The following is a 16,293-nucleotide window of genomic DNA, read 5'->3' on the forward strand; positions in this document are numbered from 1 at the left end:
AACCCGCTCCCACAGCGGCCGGTGCGGTGGCAGCGCGATCAGTCGTCGGTAGCCTTGATCGACTTGGGCGACAAGCGCAGGCTGCGCAAGCTGCGCTTGACGCTCTTGAGGTGGTTGACCAGGCTCGGGCCACGGGCCATGGCCACGCCCATCGCCAGCACATCGATCACCACCAGGTGGGCAATGCGCGAAGTCAGCGGGGTGTAGATCTCGGTGTCCTCGTGCACATCAATCGCCAGGTTGACGGTCGACAGCTCCGCCAGCGGCGTCTGGCTCGGGCACAGGGTGATGAGATTGGCGCCGCTTTCACGCACCAGGTTGGCGGTGATCAGCAAGTCCTTCGAACGCCCCGACTGCGAGATGCACACGGCGACATCACCCGGCTTGAGGGTCACCGCCGACATCGCCTGCATGTGCGGGTCGGAATAGGCTGCGGCGCTGAGCAGCAGGCGGAAGAATTTGTGCTGGGCATCGGCCGCGACCGCGCCGGAAGCCCCGAAGCCATAGAACTCCACGCGCTGCGCCTGGGCCATGGCACTTACTGCCTGCTGCAGCGCCTGCGGGTCGAGGTGCTCGCGCACTTCCATCAGCGTGTGCAAGGTGGTGTCGAAAATCTTCAGGCTGTAGTCGGCGACCGAATCGTCTTCATGTATGGCGAACTGGCCGAAGCTGGCGCCTGCCGCCAGGCTTTGCGCCAGCTTGAGCTTGAGGTCCTGGAAGCCCGAACAGCCGATGGCGCGGCAGAAACGCACGATGGTCGGCTCGCTGATACCAACACTGTGGGCAAGATCGGCCATCGAGCTGTGCATGACGGCAGCCGGATCAAGCAGCACGTGGTCGGCCACTTTCAGTTCCGATTTGCGCAGCAGGTGGCGCGATTGAGCGATATGTTGCAACAGATTCACAGGCTGGACTCGGTTATGATCGGCTGGCCGGGATGTAGCTATCTTGTAGTTATACTACATGACCGGCTGACCGCCCAGCTAAACGAACGTGGGAGAGTGGTGGCTTGAGTATCCCTTGCGACATTCTGGTTTTCGGCGGCACGGGCGACCTGGCCCTGCACAAGCTGCTGCCGGCGCTTTATCAGCTCTACCGCGAGGGTCGCCTGCACAACGCCGTGCGGATCATCGCCCTGGCCCGCCGCCCCCTGCCGCGCAACGACTACCTCAAGCTCACCGAGCGTCATTGCCGGGCACAGATCGCCCGCAACGACTTCGACGAGGAGGTCTGGCAGCGCTTCTCGGCACGCCTTGACTACTTCGCCATGGACGCCGCCCAAGGCGCCGATTTCGGGCGCCTGGCCCGTTACCTCGGCGAGCCCGGTGGCCTGACCCGGATCTTCTATCTCGCCACCGCCCCCAACCTGTTCGTGCCCATCGCCAACAACCTGCGCCTGGCCGGGCTCGCCGACAGCGAAGCGCGCATCGTGCTGGAGAAACCCATCGGCCATTCACTGGAGTCGGCCACGGCGATCAACGAAGCCATCGGCGCGGTATTCGACGAATCCCAGGTCTTTCGCATCGATCACTACCTGGGCAAGGAGACGGTGCAGAACCTCATGGCCCTGCGCTTCGCCAATGCCCTGCTGGAGCCTGTGTGGCGCAACAGCCAGGTTGATCATGTGCAGATCAGCGTCTGCGAAACCCTCGGGGTCGAGAACCGCGGCGCCTACTATGATCGCGCCGGCGCTACCCGCGACATGCTGCAGAATCATCTGCTGCAACTGCTCTGCCTGGTGGCGATGGAGCCACCGGCACAATTCGAGGCCGAGGCGGTGCGCGACGAGAAGGTGAAGATCCTTCGTGCGCTGCGCCCCATCGCCGGCCAGGACGTGCAGGACAAGACCGTGCGCGGCCAGTACAGCGCCGGCAAGATCGGCGGCCAGGAGGTCCCGGCCTACTACTTCGAGAAAGATGTCGACAACGACAGCGATACCGAAACCTTCGTCGCCGTGCAGGCTCATATCGAGAACTGGCGCTGGGCCGGCGTGCCTTTCTACCTGCGCACCGGCAAGCGCATGGCACGGCGCTCGTCGCAGATCGTCATCCAGTTCAAACCGGTGCCCCATGAGCTGTTCGCCGGCGGCCAGGTCAACCAGTTGCTGATCCAGTTGCAACCCGACGAGCACATCAGCCTGCGCATGATGACCAAGAGCCCCGGCCGCGGCATGCGCCTGGCGCCGGTCGAGCTGGACCTGAACCTGGCCCAGGCCTTCGCCCAGACACGCCGCTGGGAAGCTTACGAGCGACTGCTGCTGGATGTACTGGATGGTGACTCGACGCTGTTCATGCGCCGCGATGAAGTGGAGGCTGCCTGGGCCTGGATCGACCCGATCCTCAAAGGCTGGGAGGACCACTTCCAGGCACCGCGGACCTACCCGGCAGGCAGCAATGGGCCGGAGCAGGCCAACAGCCTCCTGGCGCATCAGGGCCGACACTGGCACCTCTGACCATTTCCCGCCCCGGCACTTGCCGCCGGGGCGCAGGTCATCTTCGCGAGCGCTCCAGCAATGCCTTGAACGCTGAGGCATCGATCGGTCGACTGATCAGGTAACCCTGCGCCTCGTCGCACCCCTGCTCACGCAGGAATGCCAGCTGCTCCTGGGTTTCCACCCCCTCGGCCACCACTTCCAGCCCGAGGCTCTTGGCCATGGCGATGATCGCCCGGATGATCGCGGCATCCTGGCTGCCCTCCTGCAGGCCCCGAATGAACGCCTGGTCGATCTTCACGTAGTCCACCGGAAAGCGCTTGAGGTAACTCAGCGATGAATAGCCGGTACCGAAATCGTCGATCGCCAGCTTCACGCCCAATGCGTGCAGTTGCTGGAAGGTGGCGATGATGTGCTCGACATTGTCGAGCAACTGGCTTTCGGTCAGCTCCAGCTCCAGCAGGTGCGGCGCCAGCCCAGTCTCCTGCAGTACCTGACGCACCAGGCTGACCACCTTGCCCTGGCGCAACTGGTAGACCGACAGGTTGACCGACACACGGATCTCCCAACCCTGGCGCAACCATTCACATGCCTGCCAACACGCCTGACGCAGGACGAACTCCCCCATCGGCGCAATCAACCCGGTTTCTTCGGCCAGCCCGATGAACTCGCCCGGCGGCACCATGCCCCACTGCGGATGCTGCCAGCGCACCAGCGCCTCGGCGGCATGCAGACGGCCGGAACGCAGGCACAGCTTGGGCTGGAAGTAGACCCGCAGCTGGTTTTCGTCGAGAGCCTTGCGCAGATCGTTTTCCAGTTGCAGGCGTTCCAGGGTGCTGGCACGCAAGCTTTCGGTATAGAACTGGAAGCTGTCGCCCCCCAGGTGCTTGGCGTGTTGCTTGGCCATGTCGGCCTGACTGACCAAAGCGTTGAGGTCGAAAGTGGCCTCCGACAACACACTGATGCCCACCGATGCACTGATCACCACCTCATGACCGCCCACTCGCTGCGGCACCCGCAGCTTGTCGAGCAGGCGTGTGGTGACCCGCACCAGGCTGGAAAGATTGCTGTAGCCATCGAACAGCACGGCGAACTCGTCGCCGGAGATACGCGCCACGGTGTCGGCCTCCGGCACCGCATTGGCCAGGCGCTGGGCCATTTTCTTCAGCAACTGGTCGGCGAGTTCGTGCCCCAGGCTTTCATTGAGCAGCTTGAAGCGGTCCAGATCGACATGCAGCAGCGCCAGGCTGCGGCCGTTCAGGCGCACACGCTGCACCGCCTCATGCAGACGCAGGCGGAACAGCGCTCGGTTGGCAAGGCCTGTGAGGTCATCGTAGTGGGCCAGATAGCGCAGGCGCTCCTCCGACTCACGGCGCGCCGACAGGTCCGTGAAGAACGCCACGATATTGCTGATGTTGCCTCGTCCATCGCTCACGCCATTGAGCTGCAACCATTGCGGGTAGAGCTCGCCATTGCTGCGCGCCTCGACCAGCTCGCCCTCCCAGCGCCCTTGCTGCTCGAGGGCCTGGTGGATCGATTGGCTGTGCCGACGGGCGTCGCGGCTGCAGGGCAGCTCCAGCAGGTCACGCAGGATCAGGTCTTCGCGCCCGTAGCCGGTGAGATCGCAGAATCGCTGGTTGACCGCCAGCAACTGGTAGTGCGCATCGAGGATGGCGATGCCTTCACTCGCCGCTTCGAACACGGTGGCAGCCAGCCGCTGCTGTTCTTCCTGTTCCTTCTGTGCGGTGATGTCACGACGGGTACCCAGCATGCGCAGGACCTTGCCGTCGGCATCACGCTCGACCGCCCGTCCCCGGTCCTCGATCCAGCACCAGCGACCTTGCGTGTGGCGCACCCGGTATTCGACGCGATAGTCGTCGCTGCGGCCCTTGAGGTGCTCGACCAGCGTGCGACGCAGTAGCGGCAGATCGTCGGGATGCAAGCGCGGCTTGAGGTCGGCACGCACCGAGCGCACCTGCCCAGGCTCCAGGCCGAACAAGGCATGCAACTGGGTGTGATGGACTTCGTCGGTCTGCAGGTCCCAGTCCCACAGCCCCAGTTCGCTTGCCTCCAGCGCCAGGGCCAGGCGCTGCTCGCTGGCACTCAGGGCGTGGGTGGCAAGCGCCAGCTCACGGCCTCGCTCGCTCACCCGCAGCTCGAGGCCGACCTGCGCCTGGCGCAATTGCTCTTCGGCGTGACGACGATGGCGGATCTCTGCACTCAAGGCCTGGTTCAACTGCTCGCCATGGCGTTGCGCCCCCTGCAGATGCTCGATCAATGCCTGGTTCTGGAAGCGCCGAAGCAGACCGCGCTCGATCAGACGATTGACCTGCCAGGCCACCACCACCAGGGCGCCGAGCAGGATCAGGCCAAGCCAGCCCCAGCCGCGCTGCAACCCGTCCTGATAAAAGAACAGAAATCCGATCGGCGGCAACAGGCCGGGTAACACGAAGCTGAGAAAGGCCGGCAGGCTGACCGCGTAGGCGACGCTCGCCGACAGCGCCGCTGCGCCCAGCAGGCCGAATACCCAGGCCTGCTGGACGAAACTGTCCACGGGTACCAGCGCGAGGGCGGCACATCCAAGCGTCAGGCCACTGAAGGCCGAACCACCCAGAAACATCCGCCACCAGGTCGGCTTGGCCTGACGCTCCGGCGAGGCCGCATCGAAGGCCGCCACCTGGATCACCCGCAAGGCCACCAGCGCCAGTAACCAGACCATCCACACGCCGACCAGCAGGTAGCGGGCAGGGCTCCACAGCAGCCAGGCGCAAAGCAGGCCGTTGAGCAACATGAACAGGGTGGGCAGCAAGGAGCCCTGGTAAAGCAGGCGGGTCCGCTCGATGGAGAGCTGGGTTGCGAATTGCCTGCGAACGCTCCTTGTCGATTCGGGTGATGCGTCGATCACCACGCAATTCTGGGTCATATGGCAGTGTTCTTATAATGGTCAGCCGCGAACGTGCACGGAGCATACACAAGCGCGAGGCCGGGCCAAACTGCTGTATGTCATGATTTCACAAATGCCCGACCATTTGCCCGCAGCCCCCGCGCCAACCTAGAATGGCCGGATGCACACTGATGACCTCTCCCTACTGCTCAACTCCCTCAACGATGCCCAACGCCAGGCCGTAGCAGCCCCGCGTGGGCGTCAACTGGTGCTCGCTGGCGCCGGCTCCGGCAAGACCCGCGTGCTGGTGCACCGCATCGCCTGGCTGATCCAGGTCGAACAGGCCTCGCCGCATTCGATTCTGTCGGTGACCTTCACCAACAAGGCCGCCGCGGAGATGCGTCATCGTATCGAGCAGTTGCTGGGCATCAACCCGGCTGGCATGTGGGTCGGCACCTTCCACGGCCTGGCGCACCGCCTGCTGCGTGCCCATTGGCAGGAAGCACGCCTGGCGCAGAATTTCCAGATCCTCGACGGCGACGATCAGCAGCGGCTGATCAAGCGAGTGATCCGCGAGATGGGCCTGGATGAGCAGCGCTGGCCGGCACGCCAGGCCCAGTGGTTCATCAACGGCCAGAAGGACGAAGGCCTGCGCCCGCAGCACATCCAGGCCAGCGGCGACCTGTTCCTGGCGACCATGCGCGGCATCTACGAAGCCTATGAGCAGGCCTGCGAGCGCGCCGGCGTCATCGACTTCTCCGAGCTGCTGCTGCGCGCCCTCGACCTGTGGCGCGACAATCCTGGCCTGCTCGAGCACTACCAGCGCCGTTTCCGCCACCTGCTGGTGGACGAATTCCAGGACACCAACGCCGTGCAGTATGCCTGGCTGCGCCTGCTGGCCGGCGGTGGCGAAAGCCTGATGGCTGTGGGCGACGACGACCAGTCGATCTATGGCTGGCGCGGTGCGAAGATCGAGAACATCCATCAATACACCGCAGACTTCCCCGACGCCGAACTGATCCGCCTGGAGCAGAACTACCGCTCCACAAGTGGCATCCTCAAGGCCGCCAACGCCCTGATCGCCAATAACAGTGGGCGCCTGGGCAAGGAGCTGTGGACCGATCTGGGCGAAGGCGAACCCCTCACCCTGTACGCGGCATACAACGAGCACGACGAAGCACGCTACGTGGTCGAAAGCATCGAGCGCGTCATCAAGGACGGCAACTCGCGCAGCGACATCGCCATCCTCTATCGCTCCAACGCCCAGTCGCGGGTGCTCGAAGAAGCCCTGCTGCGTGAGCGCATCCCCTACCGCATCTATGGTGGCCAGCGCTTCTTCGAGCGCGCCGAGATCAAGAACGCCATGGCCTACCTTCGTCTGCTCGAAGGCCGCGGCAACGATGCAGCACTCGAGCGGGTGATCAACGTTCCGCCACGCGGCATCGGCGAGAAGACGGTCGAGGCCATCCGCGAACATGCCCGCCACAGCCAGCTGTCAATGTGGGATGCCATGTGTCAGCTGCTCGCTGCCAAAGCACTCAAAGGCCGTGCGGCCAGTGCCCTGGGCGGCTTCATCGAGTTGATGGAAAACCTTGCGACCAAGGTCATGGAGATGCCACTGCACACCATGACCCAGACCGTCATCGAGCAGTCCGGGCTGATCATCTACCACCAGGAAGAAAAGGGTGAAAAGGGCCAGGCTCGGGTGGAAAACCTTGAGGAGCTGGTCAGCGCTGCGCGCAACTTCGAATCCACTGAAGAAGATGCCGACCTTTCGCCGCTGTCGGCATTCCTCGGTCACGCCTCGTTGGAGGCTGGCGACGCCCAGGCAGACGAGCACGAAGACAGTGTGCAGTTGATGACCCTGCACAGCGCCAAGGGCCTGGAGTTCCCCTACGTGTTCCTGGTCGGCCTGGAAGAAGGCCTGTTCCCGCACAAGATGAGCCTGGAAGAACCTGGCCGCCTTGAGGAGGAGCGCCGCCTGGCCTACGTCGGGATCACCCGCGCGATGCGCCAGTTGATCATGACCTACGCCGAGACCCGGCGCCTGTATGGCAGCGAGACATACAACAAGGTGTCGCGTTTCGTACGGGAAATTCCGGCAGGTCTGGTTCAGGAAGTACGCTTGTCCAATTCGGTCAGCCGTCCTTTCGGCGGTGCGCAGACCCAGGCCAGCAGCCTGTTCGCCAACGCCAACATCCCGCAGACGGCGTTCAGCCTTGGCCAGCGCGTGCAGCACTCGGTGTTTGGTGAAGGCGTCATCCTCAACTTTGAAGGGTCCGGGGCACAGGCGCGCGTGCAAGTGAACTTCGACGAAGGCAGCAAGTGGCTGATGCTTGGGTATGCCAAGCTGGAAGCGATCTGAGGACGAGTCGCGCTGACTCGTCCTGCAACGCTCTTTCAGACGCCAGATTCAGACGCGGATTACAGGATCAGGCAAAAGCTCGAAACATTCTTGCGCTAGCCATGTCTCCTAGATCATGTGCACCATGACGCGCGTGCAATCCACAAAACGGGAAATCCCATCTTATGCAACGTTTTCTTAGCATCGCACTGGCGCTCTGCGTCGGCCTGACGCTGAGCCTCGACGCCAACGCCAAGCGCTTCGGCGGTGGCAAGAGCTCGGGCGCTGCGCCTATGCACCAGACCCGCCAGGCCTCCCCAACCACGCCTGCCGCCGCGCCGACCGCTCCAGGCCGTGCACCGGCCGCTGCCAGCGGTGCTTCGCGCTGGCTGGGCCCTCTGGCCGGCCTCGCCGCCGGTGGCCTGCTCGCCTCCATGTTCATGGGAGACGGCTTCCAGGGCATGCAGATCCTCGACTTCCTGATCATGGGCCTGATCGCCTTCCTGGTCTTCCGCTTCATCGCTGCGCGCCGTCGCCAGCAGCAGCCGCAAGCTGCCGCAGCCGCCGGCCACGCTCCTTACCAGCGTGAAGTGCAACAACAGCCTGCGCAATCGATCTTCGGTGGTTCGGCCGCCCCTGTCGCCGCCGCGCCGGTCATCAACGCCCCGGCCTGGTTCAACGAGCAGAGCTTCCTGGCCGCTGCCCGCAACCACTTCCAGACGCTTCAGCAGCACTGGGATGCGAACGAGATGGACAAGATCGCCGAGTTCGTTACCCCGCAAATGCTCGAGTTCCTCAAGCGTGAGCGTGCCGAGCAAGGTGATGGCTTCCAGTCCACCTACATCGACGACCTCGATGTGCAACTGGAAGGCGTCGACGACCGCGCCGACAAGACCATCGCTACCCTGACCTTCCGTGGCGTATCGAAGAACTCGCGCTTCGATCAGGGCGAGGCCTTCAGCGAAAGCTGGCACATGGAGCGTGCACAGGGCGAGAACCAGCCCTGGATGCTCGCCGGTATCCGCCAGAACGGCTGATTCTGACGCGCTTCACAGAAAAACCCCGGGCCTGTCCCGGGGTTTTTGCTTTTGCCACACTGGGCTACTAGGGTATAACGCGCAGCGTTGTCATCAAGGTAAGAGGAAGTGAACTGTGGAAGAAGTGATCGAACAACTCCGTGAAGCCAATGAGCCAGTACCCGTGCCCCTGGAGCTTCCCGACGAAGACCAACTGGTCGAAATCGAAGAACAGCTGTTCATCAACATTCCCTTCGTCTTCAAGGAATTCCTGCTGACCGTCAGCGACGTGGTCTACGGCTCCCTCGAGCCGGTCACTGTCACCGACCCGCAGTCGCACACCTACCTGCCTGATGTTGCCGCCAATGCCTGGGATGCCGGCGTACCACGCGACCTGATCCCCCTTTGCCAGGACGGCGACAATTACTACTGCGTCGAGGAAGACGGCACGGTGGTGCTATGGGATGGCGACGAAGAAATCGTTGGCGAGGAAAGCTGGGAGTCGGTGTGGCACTGGGCGCGGGATGTCTGGCTGGAAAGCTGAACCCGAACACGCAAAATAATGGCATACCGCCATTAACTACTCGTAGAATCGCCAGGCTTTCTGCGCCTGGCGACATCGTTACCGCCTGATCCCCTCGGACTACCATGAAGTCTTGCGCAGGGAGCGATCACCCCTCAATGCGAGTGATCGCGGCTGTTCTCCAACGTTTCCAGCAGGGCGATCTGCATGCGCGTATGCACGCGCACGAACCAACGCCACAGCAGCGCGACCACCACGGCCGCGACTACGGCGATGACCAGCAAAAGCTCGTTGGTCGGCAGGATGCTCGCCGACAGTGCCGACAGCAGCAGGAAGATCACCAGCAGCGACAACAGCGGAATCACTTCGGCAATCACGCGGCGCACGCGCTGAGTGTGTCGCCCGGCCATCTCCGGCTTGACCCCCATCTCCGCCAACAGCATCGACAGCGCCTTGAGCTTGCGATAAGCGGCGATCAGGAATGGCAGTGACAACAACAATGCCGCCCCCCAGATCACCGCCTTCTGCTGCCCTACATCACCGATCCATTCGCTCACCCAGGTGCCGATGCGTACCGCGAAGTAACCACCGCTGAAGAAGATCGCGATCACCAGTGCCAGGTTCACCCCCACTTGCAGCAGGATGCGCCGGATCATCGCCGCCAGCATGGCGCCCTCGCCTTGAGGCTGAATGTTGCGCAACCACTCGCCATACAGCGACAGCACCCGCGACAAGCGCTGCGGCACCACCTTGCCCAGGCGAATCGACAGGGGATCCGCCGCACGGATCAGGTAAGGCGTGAGCAAGGTGGTGATGGCCGAGACGGCCACTGCGACTGGATAGAGGAAGTCGCTGGTGACCTGCAAGGTCATGCCCAGGGCAGCGATGATGAAGGAGAATTCGCCAATCTGTGAAAGCCCCATCCCCACACGCAATGAGGTACGTCCATCGTTACCCGCAATGAAGGCGCCCATGCCGCAGGAGAGCATCTTGCCCAGCACCACAGCCAGGGTGATCACCACGATCGGCCAAGCGTAGTCGATCAACACCTGCGGATCGATCATCAGGCCAATGGCGACGAAGAAGATGGCGCTGAACAGGTCGCGTACCGGCTCGATCAGGCGCTCGATCTTCAGCAACTGGCGCGATTCGGCCATGATCGCACCGATCAGGAAGGCGCCCAGCACCATGCTGTACTCCAGCTTGACCACCAGCAGGCAGAAGCCGAAGCACAGCCCCAGTACGGTAATCAGCAACATCTCGTTGCTCTCGAACTTCGCCACGTAGGCCAGCAGCCGTGGCACCAGCAGGATGCCGATAACCAACGCCACGATCATGAACAGCGACAGCTTGCCGACGGTGGAGAACACCTCGCCGGAACTGACCGTACCGCTGACCGCAATGCCTGAAAGCAGGGCGATGATGCCGATGCCGAGGATGTCCTCGACGATCAGCACGCCGAAGATCAGCTGCGCGAACCGCTCGTTCTTCATCTTCAGGTCGTTGAGCGCCTTGACGATAATCGTCGTCGAGGAGATCGCCAGGATGGCGCCGAGGAACAACGAGTCCATGGTGCTCCAGCCGAACCAGCGGCCGATCTCGAAGCCGATCCAGATCATCAGCACAATTTCGAGGAAGGCAGCGATGAAGGCGGTCGCCCCCACCTTGAACAGCTTGCGCAGGCTGAACTCCAGGCCCAGGCAGAACATCAGGAAGATCACCCCGAGCTCGGCCAGGGTCTTGATCGTGTCTTCGTCGTGGATGAGGCCGAACGGCGGCGTGTGAGGGCCGATGATGAAACCGGCGACGATGTAGCCGAGCACCACCGGTTGGCGCAGCCTGTGGAAAAGAATGGTTACCACCCCTGCGACCAGCATGATCACGGCCAGATCCTGGATGAAGCTTATGGCATGCATGGCGTGGCACTCCTTTTCTCTACGCACGGGGGCAGACCGCTCCTCTGCCAGGCCATCCCCGATCGAGCAGCTAGTACAAATTGTGTTGAAAGGTGGAACACCCATGTTGCATGGGCGTACTCAGGGTAACATCGCGTCCGCTCGTCAAACGCCCGTGCAATATGTAGAAACAGATCGGCAAAAGCGCGCGAGGTAATGGCATGATCGGCGTGACGACGGACCGTCGAGCGACGTCCGTTTCCAGGATGGGAAACCTCAACAGAGGGGAACAGAAGTGTCTGCAGATACCCGCCCCGTTTCAGCGCAACCTCACCGTGAGCACACTATGGAACCTGGAAACGCCCAGCTGAGCATGACCGTCCTGATGACGCCGGACATGGCCAACTTCTCGGGCAACGTACATGGCGGCACCCTGCTGAAATACCTCGACGAAGTGGCCTATGCCTGCGCCAGCCGCTATGCCGGTACTTATGTCGTGACCCTGTCGGTGGACCAGGTGATCTTCCGCGAGCCGGTGCACGTCGGCGAACTGGTGACCTTCCTCGCCTCGGTCAACTACACCGGCAACACGTCCATGGAAGTGGGCATCAAGGTGGTGACCGAGAACATCCGCGAGCGCTCCGTTCGCCACTCCAACAGCTGCTTCTTCACCATGGTCGCGGTCGACGACAATCGCCGCCCGGTCGCGGTGCCGCCACGTCAGCCACAGAACAGCGAAGAGAAGCGCCGCTTCCTGCAGGGCCAGCAGCGCCGCCAGATCCGCCAGGAGCTGGAGAAGCGCTACCAGGACCTGAAGACCGAGTGATCTAGAACGTCAGCACCTGCGCCTCGAACCGCACCCGCGGATGGGCGATACGGTCCTGCGCCCGCACCAGCTGCAACTCGTAGCTGGCGCAGGCCTGGGTTTCCAGCAGCACTTCGTGCACCGCCGCCGCGGTGAACTCGAAGGCCTGCAGCCACGAATCGCCCAGCAGTACCCGCGCCAGGAACAGCGCCGAGGTCAGGTCACCGACTCCAACCGGCTGGCGCGGAAACGCCAGAAGCGGGCGGCGCAGGTGCCAGCTCTGCTCGCGTGTCACCAGCAACATCTCGAAAGCATCCTCGCCGCGCCCCGGGTAGGCCAGGTGCTTGACCAGTACCGCCTGCGGCCCACGTGCCAGCAGGCTGCGCGCCATGGCCACGCAATCTTCCAGCGACTGCGCATGCCGACCACAGAAACTGTCGAGCTCGAGCTGGTTCGGGCAGAGGATGTCAGCGACCGACGCCGCCTGCTCAAGCAGGAAGTCGCTGACCTCCTGGGGCACGATGCAGCCCTTCTCGGCGTGCCCCATCACCGGGTCGCACAGGTACAGCGCACGCGGGTTGACCGCCTTGATCCGTTCGACGCCGGCCAGGATCGCCCGCCCCTGCTCGGCACTGCCGAGGTAACCCGACAGCACTGCATCGCAATGGCCCAGCTCGCCGATATTGGAAATACCTTCCACCAACGCAGGAATTTGCTCCGGAGCAAGCACTTCGCCAGCCCACTGGCCATACTGAGTGTGGTTGGAGAACTGCACAGTGTTGAGCGGCCAGACATTGACGCCGATGCGCTGCATGGGAAACACCGCGGCGCTGTTTCCGGCATGGCCAAAGACCACATGGGACTGGATCGCGAGCAAGTGCGGTGTACGTTTCATGCAGGAGACTTCCGAAGCTGTGTGGATAAGTGAAAGTCGATCAGTATGAACCCGAAAGCCACCTGTACGACAGGCCAGGCACGCAGTTAAGCTGAAGCCACCTGTCTGGAGCATATGCAAATGTTGACCCTGGAGAACCTGTTCGTCCTGATGCTGTTGGCGACGGCTGGCGCCTGGCTGTGGCACAACCATGGCTTGCGAGAGAAGGCGCTGGAACGGGTCAAGCAGCATTGTGCGAAGCTCGACCTGGAGCTGCTAGACGACGCCGTGGCCCTCAAGCGCATCGCCTTCGTACGCGATGCCAATGGCCGCAAGCGTCTGGCACGGGTCTATGCCTTCGAGTTCACCGTTACCGGCGAACAGCGTCACCCCGGCACCGTGACCCAGTTCGGCGCCCATACCGTACAGATCGAACTGGCACCCTACCCGTTCGAGATCAAGACCCCGCCGCGCACCGATAACGTCATCGAAATGCAGCAATGGCGCCAGGAGCACAACCGCTGGCGCAACTGATCAGCCGTTTACGCGGCAGTGCTCGATGGCTGCTTGAAGGGGCTGCAACGGCTGGGGCTGATCGAAGATCAGCTCGATACGCGAGTCCCTGCGCCATTCGCTTGAACGCCACTCAGGCACACCGCGCTCCAGGCCATTGAATGATTGCCAACCCTGAATGCTGTGGATAACCCCTTTGGCTCGCCGCCACGCCCATTGCGCGAGCACGCCACGCAATGCAGCCTCATCGAAGCGCTGGCTCGGATGCCAGCGCCAGCCAACACTCCACCCCTCACCTTGCTGCGCCTGGCAGATGGGTTGGCGCGGATCTGTCCACAGGGCAGCCAAGCTGACGGGTGCGCTGTCCACAGGCAGGCTGGAAAGAACCGCTGAGGGTAAAGGCTCTGTGGACAGAATGGGCAGGTTATCCAGGGCAAGCGCAGCATGATTCGTCCACACCGCCCTGATTTCGCCAAACGACGCAGTTATCAACAGACGCTGTGCATCATCCACATCTTCTGACTTGTTGAAAATCAACAACCCCGCCTGCGCCACTGCGTGCTGTTGTGCATCGGGCAGCGGTTCACCCCGCGCCAGGGCAGCAGCATCCAGCACCATCAGCAGGGGCTGGACATCCAGCACACCAATCCAGGGCGCGCGCCTCAACTGCTCCAGCAATTGCACGGGATGACCGAGGCCGGAAGGCTCGATGAACAGCCTGTCGGGCTTGGCCTTGCGCAGCAGACGCCCCAGGCCGACCTGGAATGGCGCCCCGTTGACACAACACAAGCAACCGCCTGCCACCTCGCCAATGGCAACGCCGGCCGCATCGGTGCTGAGCAGCGCAGCGTCGAGGCCGATCTGGCCGAACTCATTGACCAGCACCGCCCAGCGCTCGTTTTCCGGGCGCTGACCGAGCAGGTGACGAATCAGGCTGGTCTTGCCTGCGCCCAGTGGGCCGGCGATGACGTAGGTGGGAATGTGCTGCAACATGGCTCGGAATCTAGGTGGACGTGATGCCAGTCTATCGTGGATGCAGGTTCGTTGCCTTTACGGAGGAAAAGCCCTCACCCCAACCAATCAAGACTCAACAACAGCCGCTTCTCTCCCGGCGGCGTCGGCGGCGAGCGGTGCACCAGCCCCGCCCCCTCGTTACCCAACCACTTCTCGCCCTTGAGCAAGGCCACGTCCCCTGCCTGCAAGCGCCGAATGTTATCCACAGGTGCTTCGGCCAGCTGCAAGCGGCTGCGGTCGATGTCGCCTTCTTCCAACCACTCACTGCCGGCGCCCGCATAGGTGGTCAGCAGACGCAGTGGGACATGATCCACATGAAAGCGCGGGCACATCGCCCCGTCGAGCAGCCTCAGCCGCAAGCCCACACGGCGCGCGCCCAGCAGGCAGGTATAGGCCGCCACCAACCACGACACGTCAGCCACAAAACCTTCGTAACCGTGCAGATCCGCCGCCTCGGGCAGCAAGCGATGCAACACCGGTGGTTCACGCTCATCCACCTCCATCACACGCTCATCTGACATCGGCTGGCCAAGATTGAGCAGCAGGGCCGCGAAGTCCTCGACCTGCGCCGGTAAGCGTCGCTGCCACACGGCCAGGTTGACGCCATCCTGCAGGATTTCTGTCATCACCTGCGGCGACTCGCCGAACGCCTGGCGGATATCCACAAGCCGAGGTGCCGCCTTCATGCTGCCGCCTCTTCATACCAAGGGCCGAACGGATCATTCAGGCGCAACCAGGCCATCGGTCCGAGTTCCATCTCCTCGTCCGTCAGCAGACACGCTTCAAGCTCTGTGGATAACTGTGCGAAGTCGATGTTCTGACCGATAAACACCAGCTCCTGGCGACAGTCGCCCGAATCGACCGTCCACTGCTTGAGGATCGCTTCGAGGTTCTCTTCATCTTGCGGCCACTGCTCACGCGGCACGAAACGCCACCAGCGACCCGCCAGCCCATGACGCATCATGCCGCCTGCCTGCGACCAACTGCCCGCTTCCTGGTACTTGCTGGCCAACCAGAAAAATCCTTTCGAACGCAGCAGCCGACCATTGCTCCAGCTGTTGTGGATAAAGTCGAAAAAGCGCTGTGGATGAAACGGCCTGCGTGCCTGCCAGGTGGTCGAGGCGATGCCGTACTCCTCGGTTTCCGGCACATGCTCGCCGCGCAGTTCCTGCAACCATCCCGGCGCCTGGGACGCTTGCTCGAAGTCGAACAGCCCGGTATCGAGAATACGCTCCAGCGGCACCTGGCCCATCACCATTGGCACGATCTGGGCACGGGCGTTGAGGCTGCGCAGGATCGCGGTCAGTTCCTCGCGTTCGTGCTGACTGATGAGGTCGATCTTGCTCAGCAGCAACACGTCGGCGAATTCGATCTGCTCGATCAGCAAGTCGCTGATGGAGCGTTCGTCCTGCTCACCCAGGGTTTCGCCACGACTGGCCAGGCTGTCCGCCGCCTGGTAATCCCGCAGGAAGTTGAGGCCGTCGACCACCGTGACCATGGTATCCAGGCGCGCCATGTCGGAGAGGCTGCGGCCCTGTTCGTCGCGGAAGGTGAAGGTTTCGGCCACCGGCAGTGGTTCGGAAATACCGGTGGATTCGATCAGCAGGTAATCGAAGCGGCCTTCGTCGGCGAGCCGGGCCACTTCCTCGAGCAGGTCTTCGCGCAGGGTGCAGCAGATGCAGCCATTGCTCATCTCGACGAGCTTTTCTTCGGCGCGATTGAGGCTCACATTACGCTGTACCTCGCTGGCATCGATATTGATTTCGCTCATGTCGTTGACGATCACCGCAACCCGCAGGTTTTCACGGTTGCGCAGGACATGGTTGAGCAGCGTGCTCTTGCCGGCCCCGAGGAAGCCGGACAGCACGGTAACGGGAAGACGGTTGGTCATGGTGAACCTCATCGGGCAAAGCGCATTCGAAACGATGCATTGCACAACGTTATAATATAACAATACAATTTCGCCAAGCCGCGTCTGTCGAACGGCTGCTCGA

General features: G+C 62.7%; 13 protein-coding genes. 6 read left to right on the forward strand and 7 right to left on the reverse strand.

Annotated elements, in window-relative coordinates:
- Positions 1-38 precede the first annotated feature (38 nt).
- Positions 39-905 carry a transcriptional regulator HexR gene (gene hexR / locus APH44_RS12330; protein ID WP_003253273.1) on the reverse strand — a complete coding sequence of 289 codons (867 nt, stop codon included), beginning with the start codon at positions 903-905 and terminating at the stop codon, positions 39-41.
- Positions 906-1,009: 104 nt separating this feature from the next.
- On the opposite strand from hexR, the gene zwf reads away from it, so the two are divergent.
- Positions 1,010-2,452, forward strand: a complete 1,443-nt coding sequence (gene zwf, locus APH44_RS12335) for a glucose-6-phosphate dehydrogenase (protein ID WP_054892977.1) — start codon at positions 1,010-1,012, stop codon at positions 2,450-2,452.
- Positions 2,453-2,489: 37 nt separating this feature from the next.
- Here zwf and APH44_RS12340 read toward each other — a convergent pair whose 3' ends face one another.
- Entirely contained in the window at positions 2,490-5,354 is a 2,865-nt protein-coding gene (locus tag APH44_RS12340) for an EAL domain-containing protein (RefSeq protein ID WP_054892978.1), read from the reverse strand.
- Between the two features lie 142 nt (positions 5,355-5,496).
- On the opposite strand from APH44_RS12340, the gene uvrD reads away from it, so the two are divergent.
- From uvrD to APH44_RS12355, 3 genes are all read left to right on the forward strand, one after another.
- The gene (uvrD, locus tag APH44_RS12345; RefSeq protein WP_054892979.1) at positions 5,497-7,680 is read left to right on the forward strand and encodes a DNA helicase II; all 2,184 of its coding nucleotides are present in this window, start codon (positions 5,497-5,499) and stop codon (positions 7,678-7,680) included.
- A 164-nt stretch (positions 7,681-7,844) separates the two neighbouring features.
- On the forward strand, positions 7,845-8,696 hold the full coding sequence (locus APH44_RS12350) for a Tim44 domain-containing protein (RefSeq protein WP_054892980.1): 852 nt from the start codon (positions 7,845-7,847) through the stop codon (positions 8,694-8,696).
- A 115-nt stretch (positions 8,697-8,811) separates the two neighbouring features.
- On the forward strand, positions 8,812-9,219 hold the full coding sequence (locus tag APH44_RS12355) for an SMI1/KNR4 family protein (RefSeq protein WP_054892981.1): 408 nt from the start codon (positions 8,812-8,814) through the stop codon (positions 9,217-9,219).
- Between the two features lie 134 nt (positions 9,220-9,353).
- On the opposite strand, the gene APH44_RS12360 is transcribed toward APH44_RS12355, so the two are convergent.
- The gene (locus APH44_RS12360; protein WP_054892982.1) at positions 9,354-11,114 is read right to left on the reverse strand and encodes a cation:proton antiporter; all 1,761 of its coding nucleotides are present in this window, start codon (positions 11,112-11,114) and stop codon (positions 9,354-9,356) included.
- A gap of 325 nt (positions 11,115-11,439) precedes the next feature.
- Here APH44_RS12360 and APH44_RS12365 point away from each other — a divergent pair, with 325 nt between their 5' ends.
- On the forward strand, positions 11,440-11,919 hold the full coding sequence (locus tag APH44_RS12365) for an acyl-CoA thioesterase (RefSeq protein ID WP_054892983.1): 480 nt from the start codon (positions 11,440-11,442) through the stop codon (positions 11,917-11,919).
- A 1-nt stretch (position 11,920) separates the two neighbouring features.
- Here the strand turns inward: APH44_RS12365 and pdxY are convergent, their stop codons facing one another.
- A complete protein-coding gene (pdxY, locus tag APH44_RS12370) occupies positions 11,921-12,793 on the reverse strand; it encodes a pyridoxal kinase PdxY (RefSeq protein ID WP_054892984.1) in 873 nt (290 codons plus the stop codon).
- Positions 12,794-12,913: 120 nt separating this feature from the next.
- Between pdxY and APH44_RS12375 the strand changes: the two genes are divergently transcribed.
- Positions 12,914-13,306, forward strand: coding sequence for a DUF3301 domain-containing protein (locus tag APH44_RS12375; RefSeq protein WP_054892985.1), 393 nt, complete (start codon positions 12,914-12,916; stop codon positions 13,304-13,306).
- Here the strand turns inward: APH44_RS12375 and APH44_RS12380 are convergent, their stop codons facing one another.
- From APH44_RS12380 to zigA, 3 genes are all read right to left on the reverse strand, one after another.
- Positions 13,307-14,278 (reverse strand): CobW-like GTP-binding protein, encoded by a 972-nt coding sequence (locus APH44_RS12380; protein ID WP_054892986.1) that lies wholly within the window; start codon positions 14,276-14,278, stop codon positions 13,307-13,309.
- A 74-nt stretch (positions 14,279-14,352) separates the two neighbouring features.
- The gene (locus APH44_RS12385; protein WP_054892987.1) at positions 14,353-14,985 is read right to left on the reverse strand and encodes a DUF1826 domain-containing protein; all 633 of its coding nucleotides are present in this window, start codon (positions 14,983-14,985) and stop codon (positions 14,353-14,355) included.
- Complete coding sequence (zigA, locus tag APH44_RS12390; RefSeq protein ID WP_054892988.1) at positions 14,982-16,190, reverse strand: zinc metallochaperone GTPase ZigA; 1,209 nt, start codon at positions 16,188-16,190, stop codon at positions 14,982-14,984. Before zigA ends, APH44_RS12385 begins: the two co-directional genes overlap by 4 nt.
- Positions 16,191-16,293 lie beyond the last annotated feature (103 nt).

It is taken from the genome of Pseudomonas sp. NBRC 111143, assembly GCF_001320965.1.
Taxonomy (GTDB): Bacteria; Pseudomonadota; Gammaproteobacteria; order Pseudomonadales; family Pseudomonadaceae; genus Aquipseudomonas; species Aquipseudomonas machongensis.